We start from the raw sequence: 19,257 nt of genomic DNA on the forward strand, positions 1-19,257 counted from the left end.
CCAGAACACCTGCTTTTTCGCAGGAACGCTTGAAGCGACGCAGAGCTACGTCGAACGGCTCGTTTTCACGTACTTTAATTACCGGCATGTGCCTCTCACCTTTGATTAATTCGGTTTGCTGCTGGCATCAGCGCCAGCTTATTTCAAAATGGTGCGGAATTTTACTGCAACTACTGCTGCTTTGTAAAGCACCGGTGCCTTTTTTGAAATGAACTTTTTAAGGGTGAGGAGTATACACGAGGCAGCTTGCTGGGGCGAACAATGTTTTACAAGCCGGGATAGAAAACCTAAACTGCGCGGTATTGAAACGAGGTAAATATAGCCATGCGTGTACTGGGTATTGAAACATCCTGCGATGAAACCGGCATCGCAATTTATGACGACGAAAAAGGTCTGTTAGCCAACCAACTGTATAGTCAGGTGAAATTACACGCTGACTACGGCGGCGTGGTGCCTGAACTGGCTTCGCGCGACCACGTGCGTAAAACGGTGCCGCTGATTCAGGAGGCCTTAAAAGAGGCTAATCTGACGGCGAAAGATATTGATGCTGTGGCCTATACCGCAGGTCCGGGTCTGGTCGGGGCGCTGCTGGTTGGCGCAACCGTTGGTCGCTCGCTGGCGTTTGCCTGGAACGTGCCGGCTATTCCTGTACACCATATGGAAGGACACCTTCTGGCGCCGATGCTGGAAGATAACCCACCTGAATACCCGTTTGTGGCGCTGCTGGTTTCCGGCGGCCATACGCAGCTGATTAGCGTGACCGGTATCGGTGAATACACGCTGCTCGGCGAGTCGATCGACGATGCGGCGGGTGAAGCGTTTGATAAAACGGCGAAGCTGCTCGGTCTGGACTACCCAGGTGGCCCGATGCTGTCGAAACTGGCGTCGCAGGGCACGGAAGGGCGCTTTGTCTTCCCGCGTCCGATGACCGACCGCCCGGGGCTGGACTTCAGCTTCTCTGGCCTGAAAACGTTCGCGGCTAATACCATTCGTAATAACGAGGCTGACGACCAAACTCGCGCTGATATTGCCCGTGCATTTGAAGATGCGGTGGTAGATACGCTGATGATCAAGTGCAAGCGCGCGCTGGATCAAACCGGCTTCAAGCGTCTGGTGATGGCGGGCGGCGTGAGCGCCAACCGTACGCTGCGCGCGAAGCTGGCAGAAATGATGCAAAAACGTCGCGGCGAAGTGTTCTATGCACGTCCTGAGTTCTGTACCGATAACGGCGCGATGATTGCCTATGCGGGGATGGTGCGTCTGAAAACCGGCGTGAATGAATCGCTGGGCGTGACCGTTCGTCCGCGCTGGCCGCTGGCTGAACTGCCAGCCGCGTAAAAGATGCCGGATGGCGGCGGCGGCGTAAACGCCTTATCCGGCCTACAGACAAGGTAAACACGCCGGAGCAACTTGTAGCCCGGGCGAGGCGTTTACGCCGACCCCGGGGCTGTCCCGGCGTCGCGAAGCTCTGCCGGGCTACGTCAATTCCTCTGCTACTCTTCTTCTTTCTTCTGCTTACGCTTTTTCAAACGAGCCCAGATTTTTGTCTCCTGACGTCGCCATAGGCGCTGAATATTGTCATGATGACGCAACAGAATCAGGCATGAGAGCATCGATACCGGGAAGGTGTACTGAGGTTTAAACCACCAGACGTAAAACGGCGCGACCAGCGCGCTGACGATGGCGCCAAGCGAAGAATAGCCGCTGAGTAAAATAGTCAGCAGCCAGGTCCCGGCCATCACGCCGGTGAGATCCCAGCCGATAGGCGCAATGGCGCCGAAAGCGGTAGCAACACCTTTACCGCCCTGGAAATGGAAAAATACCGGCCAGATGTGGCCCAGACAGGCGGCAATCGCCACCAGGCCTAGCCAGAATGGAGAAAGGCCAAGGGCATACGCGCCCCAAACGGGCAGCATCCCTTTCAGGATGTCGAAAATCAGCACGGCTGCGGCTGCGCCTTTTCCGCCGATGCGTAACACGTTAGTGGCCCCGGGATTACCGGAACCACTGGTGCGAGGGTCAGGTAACCCCGCGATGCGGCAGACCAGAATGGCGCTGGAAATTGAGCCGCAAAGGTAGGCGAGGAGGATCATTCCAGGCTCGATTGCACTCATAACGCTGTTCCATTTTGAAAATGTCGAAGTATTCTCTGCATCTGTGGATAATACGCATAATTCGCCGGAAGTGGTATCCGGTTTAGCCTAAAACCAAGCAGGTCGTGATGGATATTGTATTTATAGAGCAACTTTCGGTAATCACCACTATTGGTGTTTATGACTGGGAACAAACCATTGAACAGAAGCTGGTGTTCGATATCGAATTAGGCTGGGATAACCGTAAAGCCGCCGCCAGCGACAACGTGGATGACTGCCTGAGCTACGCGGATATCAGCGAAGCGGTGGTTAAGCATGTCGAAGGCAGCCGTTTTGCGTTGGTCGAACGCGTGGCGGAAGAAGTCGCCGAGCTGCTGATGTCTCGCTTTAACTCCCCGTGGGTGCGCATCAAAGTGAGCAAGCCGGGTGCAGTCGCCCGCGCGGCGAACGTCGGCGTTATCATTGAGCGTGGCCATAATCTGAAATAAAAGTATCAGCAGTAATATTATTTAAACCAAAGTGATTTATACCGGTCATAGTGCCGGGTTTATTTTATTGTTTACTTTTTAAGGGTTTATTAATGAGCGATATACACTCGCTGCTGGTCGCGGCAATTTTGGGTGTGGTCGAAGGACTGACGGAGTTTCTGCCCGTATCCAGTACCGGACATATGATAATCGTAGGTCACCTACTGGGGTTTGAAGGAGAAACGGCGGATACCTTTGAAGTGGTTATCCAGCTAGGTTCGATTCTGGCCGTGGTGGTGATGTTCTGGCGCCGCCTGTTTGGGCTGATTGGCATTAACTTCGGGCGTCCGCCGGTTCACGAAGGTGAAGGCTCCGGGCGTTTATCGCTGATTCATATTCTGCTTGGCATGATCCCCGCAGTGGTACTGGGATTAGTGCTGCACGATAAAATTAAATCGCTGTTTAACCCGGTTAACGTGATGTACGCCCTGATTGTGGGCGGCCTGCTGTTAATCGCCGCCGAGCTGCTGAAACCGAAAAAACCAAGCGCGGTGGGCATTGATGATATGAGCTACCGTCAGGCCTTTGCGATTGGCTGCTTCCAGTGTCTCGCACTGTGGCCAGGCTTCTCCCGCTCCGGGGCGACGATTTCCGGCGGTATGCTGATGGGCGTGAGTCGCTACGCGGCCTCTGAGTTCTCGTTCCTGCTGGCGGTGCCGATGATGATGGGCGCGACGGTGCTGGATCTCTACAAGAGTTGGCACTTCCTGACCGCCGCCGACATCCCGATGTTTGCGGTAGGTTTTGTGATGGCTTTCCTGGTTGCGCTGGTGGCGATTAAAACTTTCCTGCAGCTCGTGAAACGGATTTCGTTTATTCCGTTTGCTATCTACCGCTTCATTGTGGCGGCCGCCGTCTACGTGGTCTTCTTCTGATGAAGAGCCCTCAGTCTTTGGGCTGAGGGCAGCGCTTTTCCTTCCAGTTTGCTACCGCCAGAATACGACGGCGCGTCAGTTCTTCACGAATCTCCGGCCCTTTAAAGCCATCGTCGATAACTTCTTTATTACCCACGGCTTTCGCCGCCAGCCAGGCTTCGCGGAGCAAGCGCCCTTGCGGATAGTCACAGGCTTCAAAGTGGGTACGACCCCGCACGTCTGCCTCGCTGGTCAGCGCAATCTGCTCAACGCGCTGTGGTTTACGCCAGGCGTCGATCGAGTCAAACAGCTTCACCAGCGTTTTGGGCTGCAGAATAGGCAGGGTATGGATGAGGTCGTGGAACTCGGCAACCAGCTTTGCCAGGTCGCGCATCTCGTTGGGTACCTTCAGGCGCTGGCAGAGCTGTTCAACCAGCTTCACGCCCGCCGGGCCGTGGCCATGATGACGCGGCCAGAATTCTTTTGGCGTGAGGCCTTTGCCTAAATCGTGGCACAGCGTGGCGAAGCGCACATCAATTTCCGGGCTCAGCATTGCTGCCATCGTCAACGTCATTAACGTATGCACGCCGGTATCAATTTCCGGATGCCATTTTTCTGGTGCCGGTACGCCATACAGTGCATCAATTTCCGGGAATAAAACCTTCAGCGCGCCGCAGTCGCGAAGCGTCTGGAAGAACACCTGTGGGTTACGCGTGCCGAGCGCATTTTCTGTTTCTTTCCATACGCGCTCTGGCGTCAGATGCGCGAGCTCGCCAGCGTCGGTCATTTCGCGCATCAGCGTCATGGTTTCATCGGCAATACGGAAACTCAGATGGGCATAGCGCGCGGCAAAGCGCGCGACGCGCAGCACACGAAGTGGGTCTTCACCGAAAGCAGGGGAAACGTGGCGCAGAATGCGCTGCTGGAGGTCGGTCTGACCACCGTAAGGGTCGATAATCGTACCGTCGGCATCCTGAGCCAGCGCGTTGACGGTTAAATCGCGGCGCAGCAGGTCCTGCTCCAGCGTGACGTCCGGCGCGGCATAGCAGGTAAAGCCGGTGTAGCCCGAGCCCGATTTACGCTCGGTGCGGGCAAGCGCGTACTCTTCGTGGCTTTCTGGGTGGAGGAATACAGGAAAATCGCGGCCTACCTGCTGGTAGCCCGCGTTGAGCATTTGCTGTGGCGTAGCGCCAACCACCACCCAATCTTTATCTTTGACCGGTAGTCCTAACAACCCGTCTCGAACTGCACCACCGACCAGATAACTCTTCACGCCACGCTTCTCCTCGACATTATTCTTTCTGGATAATACGAAAGAAGCACTGAGAACGCGAATCGGGGTTAGTTCATCCAGCGATCTTTGCGCTTACGGCTCGGAATGATGTGCGGCAGAACCAGGCCCAGGATCAAGCCCATACCCAGCACACCGCCGCCGTACATAAACCACTGCATAATGATGGTGCGTTGTTTGTCATCCAGCTGCAGGTTAGCGGCGTTCACTTTTTTCTGCGCGACAATAAGCTCATTCTTAAGCTTCTGGTTTTCATTTTTTAAACCATTAATCACGCTATCACTCTGGGCGACCTTTTTCTGCATTTCTGCGGTGCGCTGGTTCCAGGTGGTGTCGATATTGTTGAGCTTATCGGTCAGGGTTTTGACCTGATTTTCCAGATCCGGCACGCGGGTACGCAGGCTAGGCGTAGCGGTCAGTTCTTTCAGCGGGATCCAGGCGGTGCGGCCGTTGCTGTCGCGAACCTGACCGTACTGGGTGGCATCGTTGGTCTGCAGCAATGTCACTTCTTCGCCGGCGTTCACGGTGCCCGCCAGGCGGTAGTTATCACCCGGACCGCTGCGGACCCAGGTGTTCAATTCGTCGGAAACGTAGCGCTTTTCATCAGCGTGCGCGATGGTGGAAGCGGTAAGTGTCAGTAAAGTAATGGCAATTAAGCGTAATTTTGGCATCAGATCATCGTTTTTGTCATAAAAGTGGAACGATAGTAGTGGCAACAGTCTGACGACGCAAAGCATTCTGCGGCAATCAGAATCCTCCAGGAGGAAAAAACGCCATCAGCGATTAGCCCGACAAATTGCGCATTGCATGGCAATTTGTCGCAAAATACTATCTACTGACAAAAAGAATACCTGTAAGTTCGCCACAAAGGTATTTCCGGGCAACGAAACCACAAGAATTCAATCATGGCTCAAGAAATCGAATTAAAATTTATTGTCGATAACGCTGGCGTTGAGACGCTGCGTAACCACCTTAACACCCTCGATGCAGAGCACACGCCTGCAACTCAGTTACTGAATATCTACTACGAAACCGCCGATAACTGGCTGCGCCGCCACGATATGGGGCTGCGCATTCGCGGCGATAACGGTCGCTATGAGATGACGATGAAAATCGCCGGGCGCACCGTGGGCGGGCTGCACCAGCGCCCGGAATACAATATTGATATCAGTACTCCCGAGCTGGCGCTCGATAAGCTGCCAGCAGAAGTCTGGCCGAACGGTGAGATGCCGGAAGGGCTAGCGGAGCAGGTGCAGCCGTTGTTCAGCACCGATTTCCTTCGCGAGAAATGGGTGGTGTCACAGGGGAAAAGCCGCATTGAGGTCGCGCTGGATCTGGGCGACGTTAAAGCCGGTGAGCATCAGGAAGCTATCTGCGAACTGGAGCTTGAACTGCTGAACGGCGAGACCGCCGACGTGCTGGCGCTGGCGAAACAGCTGGCGGAAACCGGCCTGCTGCGTCAAGGCAGCCTGAGCAAAGCCGCTCGCGGATACCATCTGGCGCAGGGCAATGAAGCGCGCGCGATGAAACCGCTGAGCATTCTTTCACTGCCGCCGAAAGCGACGGTAGGCCAGGCGCTGGAAGCTGCGCTGGAAAAAGCGCTCGCCCACTGGCAGTACCACGAAGAACTGTGGCTGCGCGGCAACAAAAAGGCAAAAGTGGAAGTGCTGAATGCGCTGGGCCTGGTGCGCCATATTCTGACGCTGTTTGGCGGCATTGTGCCGCGTAAGGCCAGCGCCGCGCTGCGCGATGGGCTAACCCAGATTGATGCGCTGATGGCGAGCGAGGCATCCGCACACGACGCGGTATTCAGCCGTGAGACGGCGCTGACGAAGCTTGCTTACACCGAATGGCTGGTACTGCGCGGCTGGGAAGCATTCCTGGACGCTAAAGCAGAAGCCAAAATGGCCGACTCATTTAAGCGCTTTGCCGATATTCATCTTTCTCGTCAGGCCGCTGAGTTGCGCACCGTTTTTGCTTACCCGTTGGGTGATGCTTACGGCGATCAACTGCCGCGCCTGATCCGCGATATCAACACCGTTCAGCTGCTGGCGGGCTATTACGATACCGACCAGGCTGAACGCTGGCTGGCGAACTGGCAGGGCTTGCGCCATGCGATTGAAACTCGCCAGCACATTGAAATTGAACATTTCCGTAATGAGGCTCTGTCGGTCGAGCCATTCTGGCTACACAGCGGAAAACGTTAATTAACTTCAGGGAACCCGCGTATGACGCCGCTTTCTTCGCAGTTACAGCAGCACTGGCAAACGCTCGTTGAGCGAGCCCCGGATGATTTTCCTATCGGGTCGCTTGGCGTTGAAGCGCAGGCTGTTTTCACCTTTAGTGATTTTGTTCAGCAAAGTGTAACGGCGCACCCCGAGTGGCTGGCGTCGCTAGAAAGCGACCCGCCGCAGGCGGATGAGTGGCGGCAATATGCGGGTTGGCTCCAGGCGGAGCTGGCTGAGGTTTACGATGAAACGGCGCTGATGCGCGTCTTGCGGCTGTTTCGCCGCCGGGTGATGGTACGCATTGCCTGGGCGCAGGCGCTGTCGCAGGTCTCCGAAGAAGATACGCTCCAGCAGCTGAGCCATCTGGCGGAAACGCTGATCGTTAACGCGCGCAACTGGCTCTACGAGGCCTGCTGTCGCGATTGGGGCACGCCGTGCAGTGCGGATGGCGTGCCGCAGCCATTGCTGATCCTCGGGATGGGCAAGCTGGGCGGCGGAGAGCTGAATTTCTCCTCCGATATCGACCTGATCTTTGCCTGGCCAGAACACGGCAGTACCCAGGGCGGGCGTCGCGAACTGGATAACGCCCAGTTCTTTACCCGCCTCGGCCAGCGCCTGATTAAGGTGCTGGATCAACCGACGCAGGACGGTTTCGTCTACCGCGTTGATATGCGTCTGCGGCCGTTTGGCGACAGCGGGCCGCTGGTGCTGAGCTTTGCCGCGCTGGAAGACTATTACCAGGAGCAGGGGCGCGACTGGGAGCGCTATGCCATGGTCAAAGCGCGGATCATGGGCGATGACGACGGCGTGTACACCAGCGAGCTGCGGGCCATGCTGCGGCCGTTTGTCTTCCGCCGCTATATCGACTTCAGCGTGATCCAGTCGCTGCGTAATATGAAAGGGATGATCACCCGCGAAGTACGCCGCCGGGGTTTGAAAGATAACATCAAGCTTGGCGCGGGCGGCATTCGCGAAATCGAGTTTATCGTTCAGGTCTTTCAACTGATCCGCGGCGGGCGTGAGCCGACGCTGCAAAGCCGCTCGCTGCTGCCGACGCTCAAAGCCATTGAAACCCTGAATCTGCTGTCGGAAACCGACGCGCAGGCGCTGCGTGAGGCGTATCTGTTCTTACGCCGCCTTGAAAACCTGCTGCAAAGCATCAACGACGAACAGACGCAGACGCTGCCTGGCGATGACCTCAACCGCGCCCGTCTGGCGTGGGGAATGCATTTTTCCGATTGGGCCTCGCTGACCGAGCGGCTGGATACTTTGATGGCGGAAGTGCGTCGCGTCTTTAACGAGCTTATCGGCGACGATGAAGAGCCCTCGCAGGAAGAACAGCTTTCGGAGTCCTGGCGTGAGCTATGGCAGGATACCCTGCAGGAAGATGATTCTCCGTCGGGGCTGGTGCATCTAAGCAACGACGACCGCCACCGCGTTCTGTCGCAAATTGCCGACTTCCGCAAAGAGCTGGATAAGCGCACCATTGGCCCGCGTGGGCGTCAGGTGCTTGACTCGCTGATGCCGCATCTGCTGAGCGAAGTGTGCTCGCGTGAAGATGCCACGGTATTGCTTACGCGCATTACCCCGCTGCTGAGCGGCATTGTTACTCGTACCACTTACCTCGAGCTGTTAAGCGAATACCCCGGCACCTTAAAGCATCTTATCCGCCTGTGCGCCGCGTCGCCGATGGTGGCAAGCCAGCTTGCGCGCTACCCGCTGCTGCTGGATGAGCTGCTTGACCCGAACACGCTCTATCAGCCGACGGCGACCGATGCTTATCGTGACGAGCTGCGTCAGTATCTGCTGCGCGTACCGGAAGAGGACGAAGAGCAGCAGCTGGAAGCCCTGCGTCAGTTTAAGCAGGCGCAGTTGCTGCACATTGCCGCCGCCGATATCGCCGGTACGTTGCCGGTGATGAAGGTCAGCGACCACTTAACCTGGCTTGCGGAAGCGATGATTGATGCCGTGGTCCAGCAGGCGTGGGTGCAGATGGTGGCGCGCTATGGACAGCCAACCCATCTTCGGGAGCGTCACGGGCGCGGGTTTGCAGTGATTGGTTACGGCAAGCTCGGCGGATGGGAGCTGGGCTATAGCTCAGATTTGGATCTGGTCTTCCTGCACGACTGCCCGATGGACGCCATGACCGACGGCGAACGGGAAATCGACGGTCGTCAGTTCTATCTGCGTCTGGCGCAGCGCATTATGCACCTGTTCAGCACGCGTACTTCGTCTGGCATTCTGTATGAAGTCGATGCGCGTCTGCGCCCCTCCGGCGCGGCGGGTATGCTGGTAACCACCGCTGAATCGTTTGCTGATTATCAGCAAAACGAAGCGTGGACTTGGGAGCATCAGGCGCTGGTGCGCGCCCGCGTGGTCTACGGCGACCCGCAGCTGCAGCAGCAGTTCGACGAGATCCGTCGACGTATTCTGACCACTTCGCGTGAAAGCGCGGCGCTGCAAACCGAAGTGCGCGAGATGCGTGAAAAAATGCGCGCGCATCTGGGCGGCAAGCAGCGCGACCGTTTTGATATTAAAACCGATGCGGGTGGGATAACGGATATTGAATTTATCACCCAGTATCTGGTGCTGCGCTATGCCCACGAGAAGCCGAAGCTGACCCGTTGGTCGGATAACGTGCGTATTCTCGAACTGCTAGCGCAAAACGACATTATGGACGAGCACGAAGCACAGGCACTCACCCGTGCCTACACCACGTTGCGCGATGCATTACATCACCTGGCGCTTCAGGAGCTGCCGGGAAATGTCGATTTATCAAGCTTCGTGCGGGAGCGTGAACTAGTCAGTGCCAGTTGGCAGAAGTGGCTGGTTCAACCGTGAAATGTGCTATTATCGCGCCAAAATTTTGATTCTCTCAGGAGACAAGAATGAAAGTAACGCTGCCGGAATTTGAACGCGCAGGAGTGATGGTGGTTGGCGACGTCATGCTGGATCGCTATTGGTATGGTCCAACCAGCCGTATTTCCCCGGAAGCCCCGGTCCCCGTTGTGAAAGTGGAAACTATAGAAGAACGCCCGGGCGGCGCGGCAAACGTGGCGATGAACATTGCGTCCCTAGGGGCAGGTTCACGTCTGGTCGGTCTGACCGGTATCGATGATGCCGCACGCGCATTGAATAAAGCGCTGGCCGACGTCAACGTGAAATGTGACTTCGTTTCCGTACCGACGCACCCGACGATCACCAAGCTGCGCGTGCTGTCGCGTAATCAGCAGTTGATTCGTCTGGACTTTGAAGAAGGCTTTGCCGGCGTTGATCCACAGCCGCTGCATGACCGCATTCAGAGCAGTTTGCCGAGCGTAGGCGCACTGGTACTGTCTGACTACGCTAAAGGCGCGCTGGAAAGCGTTCAGCAGATGATTCAGCTGGCGCGCAAAGCAAATGTGCCAGTGCTTATCGATCCGAAGGGCACCAATTTCGAACGCTATCGTGGCGCAACGCTGCTGACGCCGAACCTCTCTGAGTTTGAAGCGGTGGTTGGTAAGTGCAAGGACGAAGCGGAGATCGTTGAACGGGGCATGAAGCTGATTGCTGATTACGATCTCGCTGCGCTGCTGGTGACACGTTCCGAGCAGGGTATGACGCTGCTGCAGCCGGGCAAAGCGCCGTTGCATCAGCCAACGCAGGCTCAGGAAGTGTACGATGTGACCGGTGCAGGCGATACCGTTATCGGTGTACTGGCGGCGACGTTGGCCTCTGGCAAAACGCTGGAAGAGGCCTGCTTCTTTGCTAACGCTGCGGCGGGTGTCGTTGTGGGCAAACTGGGTACTTCTACCGTTTCGCCAATCGAACTGGAGAATGCTGTGCGCGGTCGCGCGGATACCGGTTTTGGCGTAATGAGCGAAGAAGAGCTGAAAAATGCGGTTGCCGCTGCCCGTCGCCGTGGCGAGAAAGTGGTGATGACCAACGGCGTGTTCGATATTCTGCACGCGGGGCACGTCTCCTATCTGGCTAACGCGCGTAAGTTGGGCGATCGTCTGATTGTTGCGGTAAACAGCGATGCTTCTACCAAACGTCTGAAAGGTGAAACCCGCCCGGTTAACCCGCTGGATCAGCGCATGATTGTGTTGGGCGCGCTGGAGTCCGTGGACTGGGTCGTATCATTTGAAGAAGATACCCCGCAGCGTCTGATTGCCGAGATCCTGCCGGATCGTCTGGTCAAAGGCGGCGACTATAAGCCAGAGCAAATTGCCGGTAGCGAAGAAGTGTGGGCGAATGGCGGTGAAGTGCTGGTGCTGAACTTTGAAGATGGTTGTTCTACGACCAATATTATCAAGAAGATTCAGAAAGATAGCGAGAAGTAGTGCGCTAAATTTCCCCCTCACCCTAACCCTCTCCCCGTGGAGGATAGGGCCGGGGTGAGGGGGCTGTATTCTTACTCTTTGTCGTCTACGACCGGTGCCGCAGCGCGGTTTTCCAGCTCGCTAATCCGCTGTTCCAGCAGCGCCAGCTTCTCACGCGTACGCAGCAGAACCTGAGTCTGCACGTCAAACTCTTCACGGCTCACCACATCAAGACGCGTCAGCTGTGACTGGATCACCTGACGAACTTTCTTTTCAATATCATCCCCGAACTCACGCAGGCCTTTCGGCATGGATTCGTGGACCTGGCGGGCGATTTGTTCAATTTTTTTCGGGTCGATCATCTCTTGTTCCCTGATTCTGTCGGCATGAACGTTATTGTAGTGTCTTATCCCGGTGCGATAAACCAGAATTGTTCGAAGCTTATGCATTGCCGAAGATAGTCATTGGCGTTATAGTAAGTACGCTTATTCTCAGGGCGGGGCGAAATTCCCCACCGGCGGTAAATCAGCTACGGCTGAAAGCCCGCGAGCGCTTCCTATGAACATGGGAAGGTCAGCAGATCCGGTGTAATTCCGGGGCCGACGGTTAGAGTCCGGATGGGAGAGAGTAACGATTCAGTTGGGTCAAGAGCCCGCTCGCGTTATCCATTTGCCGTTTATCGGCACTCCTAAGACTGCCCTGATTCTGGTAACCATAATATTAATGAGGTTTTTTTACCATGAATCAGACGCTACTTTCCTCTTTTGGTACTCCGTTCGAACGCGTTGAAAACGCGCTGATTGCTCTGCGCGAAGGTCGCGGTGCGATGGTGCTGGACGACGAAGATCGCGAGAACGAAGGCGACATGATCTTTGCCGCCGAAAACATGACCGTTGAACAAATGGCGCTGACTATCCGTCACGGTAGCGGCATCGTTTGTCTGTGTCTCACCGACGAACGTCGTAAACAGTTGGATCTGCCGATGATGGTAGAAAACAACACCAGCGCTTACGGCACCGGCTTTACCGTCACTATCGAAGCGGCTCACGGCGTGACCACCGGCGTTTCCGCCGCTGACCGTCTGACTACCGTTCGCGCGGCAATTGCCGACAACGCGAAACCTTCCGACCTGAACCGTCCTGGCCACGTTTTCCCACTGCGCGCGCAGCCGGGTGGCGTGCTGACCCGTGGTGGTCACACGGAAGCGACGATCGACTTGGTTTCTCTGGCAGGTTTTAAACCGGCTGGCGTACTGTGTGAACTGACCAACGACGACGGCACCATGGCGCGTGCGCCAGAATGCATCAAGTTTGCGAAAGAACACAATATGGCGCTGGTCACCATTGAAGACCTGGTGGCATACCGTCGTGAGCACGAGCGTAAAGCCAGCTGATTTTAGCGGCCTACGTGATAAAGCCCGGTTTGCGATACGCACCGGGCTTTTTTATTGTCTGTCGTCAGCCAATGCCCATCGATTGCAGAATCACCAGGCTCATTCCCATCACCGACATTCCGCACAGGACGCCGTAGCTTGGGTTATTGTTAGGGTCTATTTCTTTGGCCAGCGGCATGAGTTCATCCACGGAAAGGGCGACCATAATCCCGGCGACTGCCGCCATAATCGAGGCCATCAGCACCGGTGACACCATGCTGCCGAGAATCGCCCACGCCAGCACGCCGCCCAGTATTTCCGCCATACCGGAAATCCCCGCCCAGAAAACCGCTTTACGCTTTGAACCCGTTGCGGCATAGACCGGCCCGGCGACCGCCAGCCCTTCAGGAATATTGTGCAGTGCTACGGCGAGCGCGATACCAAAGCCTAGCTCGAGATTGTTGCTGGCAGTGACGAAGGTCGCGATGCCTTCCGGGAAGTTGTGCAGGCTGATGCCAAGGGTCAGCAAAATGGCGGTGCGGCGAATATTGCGCGGCAGCGGCTGGGTGTTTTTCTGCATCAGATCCTGCGGATGCGCGTGCGGTAGGGCGCGATCGAGGGCGAAATAGCCAATCAGCCCAATGACAAACATTCCGTAACCCAGTACTGGCGACATCCCCGGCGCGTCAAGCGCGGCGGGCAGCATCTCCATTAAGGAGATAAGCAGCATAATGCCGGCAGCAAAGCCGAGTGAAAAGGCGAGTACCCGGTTGGACGGTTTTTGCCCGATAACCCCGAGAATTGCACCGATAAAGGTGGCAGCTCCTGCCAGTAATGTCAGAATCAGCGGTACCGACATCGCTTACTCCTTATGATAATGATTATCATTCATGATATTGAAAATCGTCGCGGCTGGCGAGAGGCGACGTTAATCTTTACTTCATCCTTACATTCAAATTTTCTGAAGATCATCATCACGCTTATCTGAGTTTATCCTCACTGAAAACAGGTTAATGTGGTGTTATTCAATTATTCCCTCTGGAAGGATAACATCATGTCTCGTAGCCGAATGCCAGCACTGTTTTTAGGTCACGGTAGCCCGATGAACGTACTGGAAGATAACCTCTATACCCGTACCTGGCAGCACCTGGGCGAAACCTTACCGCGTCCGAAAGCGATCGTGGTGGTGTCTGCGCACTGGTTTACCCGCGGCACGGGCGTGACGGCGATGGAAACCCCGAAAACGATTCATGATTTCGGCGGCTTTCCGCAGGCGCTTTACGATACCCATTACCCGGCTCCGGGCTCCCCGGCGCTGGCGCAGAAGCTGGTAGAGCTGCTGGCTCCTGATCCGGTGGCGCTGGACAAAGAAGCCTGGGGCTTTGACCACGGTTCCTGGGGCGTGCTGATTAAGATGTACCCGAATGCGGATATCCCTATGGTGCAGCTGAGTATCGACAGCACAAAACCGGCGGCGTGGCACTTTGAAATGGGTCGTAAGCTGGCAAGCCTGCGTGATGAAGGCATCATGCTGGTGGCGAGTGGCAACGTTGTGCATAACTTGCGTACGGCGAAATGGCACGGTGATTCAACGCCTTATCCATGGGCGACATCGTTCAACGATTATGTGAAGGCAAACCTGGGCTGGAAAGGGCCGGTAGAACAGCATCCGCTGGTGAACTATCTGTCACACGAAGGCGGTTCGCTGTCGAACCCAACGGCGGATCACTTCCTGCCGCTGCTTTATGTGCTGGGTGCCTGGGATGGCGAAGAGCCCATCACGATCCCGGTAGACGGTATCGAAATGGGCTCCCTGAGTATGCTGTCGGTATTAATCGGCTAGCAATTATTCAACGAAAATGTGGGGATAGAAGCGTGACAGATCCTGCGTGATCAGCGCTCTGTCCTCACGAATGCCAATCCCGGCCGGTTCGTCGTTAATCAGCCAACTACCAATCAACATGTAGCTATCACCAAACTTCGGCAGCGGATGGAACTGCTGCACAATCATTCCTTCTTCGCCGTAAGGCCCTTCCACCTGCTCGATGGTTTTGCCGTTCTCAACGATCGAAATGTTGGCGCCTTCGCGGGAGAAGATCGGCTTCACCACGAATTTGTCCATCTCCGGATGATTGTCTTCGGCAAAGTAGGCCGGCAGCAGGTTCGGGTGATCCGGGAACATTTCCCACAGCAGCGGCAGCAGCGCTTTGTTAGAGATAATGCTCTTCCAGGCCGGTTCCAGCCAGCGCACGCCAGCGTCTTCGAGCTTGGTGGAGAACATCTCGCGCAGCATATATTCCCACGGGTAGAGCTTGAACAGGTTACTGATAACCTGATCCTGAAGATCGGTAAACTGACCTTTCTCGCCCAGACCGATCTCATCAATATAGAGGAACTCGGTCGCCACGCCCGCTTCAGCGGCGCAGTCTTGCAGGTATTGCACGGTACCGCGATCTTCTACGGTGTCCTGACAGCAGGTCAAGTGCAGTAGCTGGAAACCGTGCTGTTCGCGCAGCACGTTGAAGCGTTCGATGATCTTTTCCTGCAGGCTGTTGAACTGATCGCTGCCTTCTGGCAGGTTGCCTGCGTTGATCTGATCTTCAAGCCAGATCCACTGGAAGAACGCGGCTTCGTACAGTGAGGTTGGGGTATCGGCGTTATTTTCCAGCAGCTTCGGTTCACCGGTGCCATCCCACGCGAGATCGAGGCGCGAGTAGAGCGACGGCTGCTGCGTTTGCCATGATTGGCGCACGAAAGTCCAGGTGTGCTTCGGAATGCGGAACTTCGCCATCAGCTCATCGCTGGCGATGACGCGCTCAACGACTTTCAGGCACAGCTGATGCAGTTCAGCGGTGACTTCTTCCAGTTTTTCAACCTGCGCCAGCGTCAGCTTGTAGTAGGCTTCTTCGCTCCAGTACGGCTCGCCGTACATGGTGTGAAAGTTGAAGCCGTACTCCGTCGCCTTTTCACGCCAGTCCGGGCGTTCAGTAATGCTGATTCTTTCCATGTTAATTAGCCGCCCATTGAACGGGTGGTGGTGCCTGATGCGCTACGCTGCATGGTGGACTGCTTGGCAACGGACTCACCGAAGCCGCCGCGGGTCACGGTGCTGGTGGTCGCCGGTTTTGGTGCCATAGCGGTTTTCGGTACGTTCATCGAACGGCCCGGCTGCGCTGCACCGTAGTTTTTACCGCTGGCATCGGTGTATTTACCGTAGGCCGGGCTGGATGGATTCTTCGAGGTGAAGACCGGCTGCTGCTGGTAGCCACCCATGCCGCCGCTCATCATACGGCCCATCATGTAGCCCGCCATCAGCGGCATCCAGAAGCTGCCGCTGCTTTGTGCCTGCGCCTGGTTTTCACCGCTGGCTGGTGCCATGCCTGCCTGTGCAGGTGCCTGCTGACATTGGCCTTCGCCAAATTCAGCCACGCAGTCTTCACGGCTGGCGTATTTCGGCGCGGTACGTTCGGCTTCTTTCAGGGCGTTATCGAAGGTGGTTTTACACTCGGCGCTTTTGCCCGGATTTGCCGCAGAGCAGTCGTCCGCGTTCTGATACAGCGTGACGGTTTCGTCAGTTTTTTCACAGCCCGCCAGCATGAATACCGCAGTAACGGCTAATGCGACCGGAGTGAGGTGACGCGCGCCCCAGCTTTTACGAAAGGCGGCGTGTTGAATATTGTTCGTCCGTTTCATTGTGTTCTTCCTGGACCCAGTAGAGTGGTATTGCAATAACGCTCAGGATAGTGGATGAGTGGTTGAAAATGAAGCGAAGAAGGGCGTAAAGCGGCGGATCTTTACGTTGCCTTACGTTAGCGCAAGAGAATAAAAAAAGGGCCCGCATAAAGCGGACCCTTTTCGGTACGGCGTGAAGCCTTAGCGCAGACGCGCTTTGCTGGTCGCCGGAGAAGTGTAGCCGTCCGCCGAGGCGTCCTGCTGCGGGTTCTGCGGTGCAACGCTGTCGGTAGACGTGGCAACGTTTTTACCCAGCGTATTGTTCAGCGCAAGCAGATCCTGCTCGTTGAGCGTACCCAGCGCATTTTTGATATTCAGCTGGTTGATCAGGTAGTTATAACGCGCGCTGGAGAGCTGTTGCTTCGCGTTATACAGCGTGGTGGTCGCATCCAACACGTCAACGATAGTACGCGTACCCACGGAGTAACCCGCTTCCATCGCGTCTAAAGAGCTCTGTGCAGAGACAACGGCCTGTTTATAGGCGTTGATGCTACTGATAGAGGCGTTGATGTTGTTGAAGGAGGAACGCACGGTCTGTACGACGGAGCGGTGCGCGCTTTCCAGCTGCTCGCTCGCGCCGACGAAGTTGTACTGCGCCTGTTTCACCTGCGAGTTAACCATCCCGCCCTGGTACAGCGGCAGGGAGAAGCTCAGGCCAATTTTGTTCTGGCCAGCATCGTTGTCGTTGTACTGTGAACTGTTGGTTTTAGAACCGCTGTAAGAGGTGTTGGACACCCCGGTAGAGGCGGTTAAATCCAGCGTCGGCAGGTGGCCGTCCTGCGCCTGGCGAATCTGTTCACGCGCCAGATCCTGGTTCAGACGAGCCTGAAGCAGCGAAAGGTTGCGGTTTTCCGCTTCTTTCAGCAGCGAGTTAACGCCCTGCGGCTTGTCGGTTTTAAAGCTGTCGACGTTCAGAGAAGCCAGCTCTGGGTAGTAGTTACCGGTGACCTGACGCAGCGCTTCAACGGCGTTGTCGAGGTTGTTACGCGCGGTTACTTCGTTCGCCAGTACGGTATCGTACTGTGAACGGGCGTTCTGCACGTCGGTAATCGCCACGAGGCCAACGTTAAAGCGCTGAGTGGTTTGATCCAACTGGCGGTAAATCGCCTGTTTCTGCGCTTCGGTGTAGGAGAGCGAGTCAATCGCGCTCAGCACGTTAAAGTATGCGGTGGCGGTATTCAGGATCAACGTCTGCTGATCGGTCTGGTAGGTGACGTCCTGAATGCCTGCTGCTTTTTCCTGCAGGGTCAGAGCGCGCCATTTAGACATATCGAACAGCGACTGCGTTAACTGCAGTGAACCGCTGGTCACGTTGGAGTTCACGCCGTTGCTGTCGCGGAAGCCATTGGTATAGGTATAATCGGCACCCAAACCCAACTGCGGTAACAGCGGGCTACGCGCTTCGTTGATCTTTTCGAATGCAGCATCGCGGTCTGCTGCTGATTTACGGAGATCTGGGTTACTGGTACGTGCCTGCTGATAGACCTGTAACAGGTTCTCTGCCTGGCTCATTGTACTGAAACCCGTAAGGCTCAGACCAATAAGGATGGGGAGCAATTTCTTCATTTGCATGTGCATTCCTTGTTGTGAAGCTTAGCGCTGATCTAATTCACAGAAAAAATATTCGCCGATTGTACCAGAGTCTGCCACGTTAAAAAGTTGTCGTAATGTGCCATCTGGCGTTAATTTGCACCAATCTACCACAGAGAGTGTGGAACCTAAGATAAACAGACTTTAAATCCACGATTTCACCACAATTACAGCATAGGCAAGGCCATGACAAAATCATGTAACCCGGTGGTTACCCTCTCGAAAAACGATGTAGAAATTATTGCACGAGAAACAGTATATCGCGGTTTTTTTTCAATAGATGTGTACCGTTTTCGCCATCGTTTATTTAACGGTGAGATGAGCGGCGAAGTTCGACGCGAAATTTTTGAGCGCGGTCACGCTGCAGTCTTGCTACCCTTTGACCCAGTGCGTGATGAAGTAGTGCTGATTGAACAAGTTCGCATTGCGGCTTACGACACCAGTGAGACACCCTATTTGCTGGAAATGGTTGCCGGCATGATTGAAGAGGGCGAGAGCGTGGAAGACGTGGCTCGCCGCGAATCAAAAGAAGAGGCTGGTCTTGAACTCGGCCGTGTTAAAGAGTGTCTGAGTTATCTGGCAAGCCCTGGCGGCACCAGCGAGCGCCTGACCATCATGGTCGGTGAAGTGGATGCAACAACGGCCAAAGGTATTCATGGCCTGGCGGATGAACACGAAGATATCCGGGTTCATGTGGTAAGCCGGGAGTACGCTTATCAATGTGTTGAAGAGGGAAAAATTGACAACGCAGCGTCTGTCATCGCTTTGCAATGGCTACAGCTGCATTATCAGGACTTACGAAAAGAGTGGATCAAATGAAGCGTTATACACCTGACTTCCCTGAAATGATGCGCCTGTGCGAAACCAACTTCGCACAATTACGTCGATTACTGCCGCGCGTTGATGAAGCCGGCGAAATGGTGAACTATCAGGTGGCCAATGCGCAATATCGGTTAACGATAACGGAATCAACTCGCTACACTACGTTGGTCACAATTGAACAGACGTACCCGGCGGTGAGCTACTGGAGCCTGCCATCGATGAGCGTACGGCTGTATCACGATGCGATGGTGGCTGAAGTGTGTTCAAGTCAGCAGATCTTTCGCTTCAAAGCGCGATATGATTATCCAAATAAAAAGTTGCATCAACGCGACGAAAAGCATCAAATTAATCAGTTTTTAGCTGATTGGCTAAGATACTGTTTAGCACATGGAGCGATGGCGATTCCGGTTTGTACATAGCACCTTTCAGGTTGTCTCTGAGGCGCTG

Annotated in this window: 19 protein-coding genes and 1 riboswitch; of the genes, 10 read left to right on the forward strand and 9 right to left on the reverse strand. The window is 55.4% G+C overall.

Going from position 1 to position 19,257, the window contains the following annotated elements; all coding sequences use genetic code 11:
* A partial coding sequence (rpsU, locus tag RDN66_RS11670) for a 30S ribosomal protein S21 (protein ID WP_308537872.1) occupies positions 1 to 88 on the reverse strand: 88 nt, incomplete at its 3' end.
* 236 nt (positions 89 to 324) lie between these two features.
* Here rpsU and tsaD point away from each other — a divergent pair.
* Positions 325 to 1,338 (forward strand): tRNA (adenosine(37)-N6)-threonylcarbamoyltransferase complex transferase subunit TsaD, encoded by a 1,014-nt coding sequence (tsaD, locus tag RDN66_RS11675; protein ID WP_202217157.1) that lies wholly within the window; start codon positions 325 to 327, stop codon positions 1,336 to 1,338.
* A 155-nt stretch (positions 1,339 to 1,493) separates the two neighbouring features.
* Here the strand turns inward: tsaD and plsY are convergent, their stop codons facing one another.
* Entirely contained in the window at positions 1,494 to 2,114 is a 621-nt protein-coding gene (gene plsY / locus RDN66_RS11680) for a glycerol-3-phosphate 1-O-acyltransferase PlsY (RefSeq protein WP_123652351.1), read from the reverse strand.
* A 107-nt stretch (positions 2,115 to 2,221) separates the two neighbouring features.
* Here plsY and folB point away from each other — a divergent pair, with 107 nt between their 5' ends.
* Both folB and bacA read left to right on the forward strand, forming a co-directional pair.
* Complete coding sequence (gene folB / locus RDN66_RS11685) at positions 2,222 to 2,581, forward strand: bifunctional dihydroneopterin aldolase/7,8-dihydroneopterin epimerase (protein WP_035893690.1); 360 nt, start codon at positions 2,222 to 2,224, stop codon at positions 2,579 to 2,581.
* 92 nt (positions 2,582 to 2,673) lie between these two features.
* Positions 2,674 to 3,495, forward strand: a complete 822-nt coding sequence (gene bacA / locus RDN66_RS11690; protein ID WP_035893692.1) for an undecaprenyl-diphosphate phosphatase — start codon at positions 2,674 to 2,676, stop codon at positions 3,493 to 3,495.
* A gap of 10 nt (positions 3,496 to 3,505) precedes the next feature.
* Here the strand turns inward: bacA and RDN66_RS11695 are convergent, their stop codons facing one another.
* On the reverse strand, positions 3,506 to 4,747 hold the full coding sequence (locus RDN66_RS11695) for a multifunctional CCA addition/repair protein (protein WP_123652352.1): 1,242 nt from the start codon (positions 4,745 to 4,747) through the stop codon (positions 3,506 to 3,508).
* Positions 4,748 to 4,815: 68 nt separating this feature from the next.
* Complete coding sequence (locus tag RDN66_RS11700) at positions 4,816 to 5,436, reverse strand: TIGR04211 family SH3 domain-containing protein (RefSeq protein ID WP_202217159.1); 621 nt, start codon at positions 5,434 to 5,436, stop codon at positions 4,816 to 4,818.
* Between the two features lie 234 nt (positions 5,437 to 5,670).
* Between RDN66_RS11700 and RDN66_RS11705 the strand changes: the two genes are divergently transcribed.
* Genes RDN66_RS11705 through hldE form a run of 3 tightly spaced genes read left to right on the forward strand, consistent with a single transcriptional unit; the run spans position 5,671 to position 11,315 of the window.
* Entirely contained in the window at positions 5,671 to 6,972 is a 1,302-nt protein-coding gene (locus tag RDN66_RS11705) for an inorganic triphosphatase (protein WP_202217160.1), read from the forward strand.
* 21 nt (positions 6,973 to 6,993) lie between these two features.
* The gene (gene glnE, locus RDN66_RS11710; protein ID WP_202217161.1) at positions 6,994 to 9,834 is read left to right on the forward strand and encodes a bifunctional [glutamate--ammonia ligase]-adenylyl-L-tyrosine phosphorylase/[glutamate--ammonia-ligase] adenylyltransferase; all 2,841 of its coding nucleotides are present in this window, start codon (positions 6,994 to 6,996) and stop codon (positions 9,832 to 9,834) included.
* Positions 9,835 to 9,881: 47 nt separating this feature from the next.
* Positions 9,882 to 11,315, forward strand: a complete 1,434-nt coding sequence (gene hldE, locus RDN66_RS11715; protein WP_035893702.1) for a bifunctional D-glycero-beta-D-manno-heptose-7-phosphate kinase/D-glycero-beta-D-manno-heptose 1-phosphate adenylyltransferase HldE — start codon at positions 9,882 to 9,884, stop codon at positions 11,313 to 11,315.
* Positions 11,316 to 11,386: 71 nt separating this feature from the next.
* Here hldE and RDN66_RS11720 read toward each other — a convergent pair whose 3' ends face one another.
* The gene (locus RDN66_RS11720; protein WP_035893703.1) at positions 11,387 to 11,656 is read right to left on the reverse strand and encodes an accessory factor UbiK family protein; all 270 of its coding nucleotides are present in this window, start codon (positions 11,654 to 11,656) and stop codon (positions 11,387 to 11,389) included.
* 121 nt (positions 11,657 to 11,777) lie between these two features.
* Positions 11,778 to 11,927: riboswitch (FMN riboswitch) on the forward strand.
* A 106-nt stretch (positions 11,928 to 12,033) separates the two neighbouring features.
* Here RDN66_RS11720 and ribB point away from each other — a divergent pair.
* Complete coding sequence (gene ribB / locus RDN66_RS11725; protein ID WP_035893704.1) at positions 12,034 to 12,687, forward strand: 3,4-dihydroxy-2-butanone-4-phosphate synthase; 654 nt, start codon at positions 12,034 to 12,036, stop codon at positions 12,685 to 12,687.
* A gap of 64 nt (positions 12,688 to 12,751) precedes the next feature.
* Here the strand turns inward: ribB and zupT are convergent, their stop codons facing one another.
* Positions 12,752 to 13,525 (reverse strand): zinc transporter ZupT, encoded by a 774-nt coding sequence (gene zupT, locus RDN66_RS11730; protein WP_202217162.1) that lies wholly within the window; start codon positions 13,523 to 13,525, stop codon positions 12,752 to 12,754.
* A 195-nt stretch (positions 13,526 to 13,720) separates the two neighbouring features.
* On the opposite strand from zupT, the gene ygiD reads away from it, so the two are divergent.
* Positions 13,721 to 14,509 carry a 4,5-DOPA dioxygenase extradiol gene (gene ygiD, locus RDN66_RS11735; protein ID WP_202217163.1) on the forward strand — a complete coding sequence of 263 codons (789 nt, stop codon included), beginning with the start codon at positions 13,721 to 13,723 and terminating at the stop codon, positions 14,507 to 14,509.
* 3 nt (positions 14,510 to 14,512) lie between these two features.
* Here the strand turns inward: ygiD and RDN66_RS11740 are convergent, their stop codons facing one another.
* From RDN66_RS11740 to tolC, 3 genes are all read right to left on the reverse strand, one after another.
* Positions 14,513 to 15,673 carry a glutathionylspermidine synthase family protein gene (locus RDN66_RS11740; protein WP_035893708.1) on the reverse strand — a complete coding sequence of 387 codons (1,161 nt, stop codon included), beginning with the start codon at positions 15,671 to 15,673 and terminating at the stop codon, positions 14,513 to 14,515.
* Between the two features lie 5 nt (positions 15,674 to 15,678).
* Positions 15,679 to 16,359: a DUF1190 family protein gene (locus RDN66_RS11745; protein ID WP_035893710.1), complete on the reverse strand. Its 681-nt coding sequence runs from the start codon at positions 16,357 to 16,359 to the stop codon at positions 15,679 to 15,681.
* Positions 16,360 to 16,539: 180 nt separating this feature from the next.
* On the reverse strand, positions 16,540 to 17,964 hold the full coding sequence (gene tolC / locus RDN66_RS11750; RefSeq protein ID WP_035893723.1) for an outer membrane channel protein TolC: 1,425 nt from the start codon (positions 17,962 to 17,964) through the stop codon (positions 16,540 to 16,542).
* A 210-nt stretch (positions 17,965 to 18,174) separates the two neighbouring features.
* On the opposite strand from tolC, the gene nudF reads away from it, so the two are divergent.
* Together nudF and RDN66_RS11760 are read left to right on the forward strand one after the other, a co-directional pair.
* Positions 18,175 to 18,807 carry an ADP-ribose diphosphatase gene (gene nudF / locus RDN66_RS11755; RefSeq protein ID WP_035893711.1) on the forward strand — a complete coding sequence of 211 codons (633 nt, stop codon included), beginning with the start codon at positions 18,175 to 18,177 and terminating at the stop codon, positions 18,805 to 18,807.
* Positions 18,804 to 19,229 carry a DUF1249 family protein gene (locus RDN66_RS11760; RefSeq protein ID WP_035893712.1) on the forward strand — a complete coding sequence of 142 codons (426 nt, stop codon included), beginning with the start codon at positions 18,804 to 18,806 and terminating at the stop codon, positions 19,227 to 19,229. Before nudF ends, RDN66_RS11760 begins: the two co-directional genes overlap by 4 nt.
* Positions 19,230 to 19,257 lie beyond the last annotated feature (28 nt).

Origin of the sequence: uncultured Kluyvera sp. (assembly GCF_902485085.1) — a bacterium.
Taxonomy (GTDB): Bacteria; Pseudomonadota; Gammaproteobacteria; order Enterobacterales; family Enterobacteriaceae; genus Kluyvera; species Kluyvera ascorbata.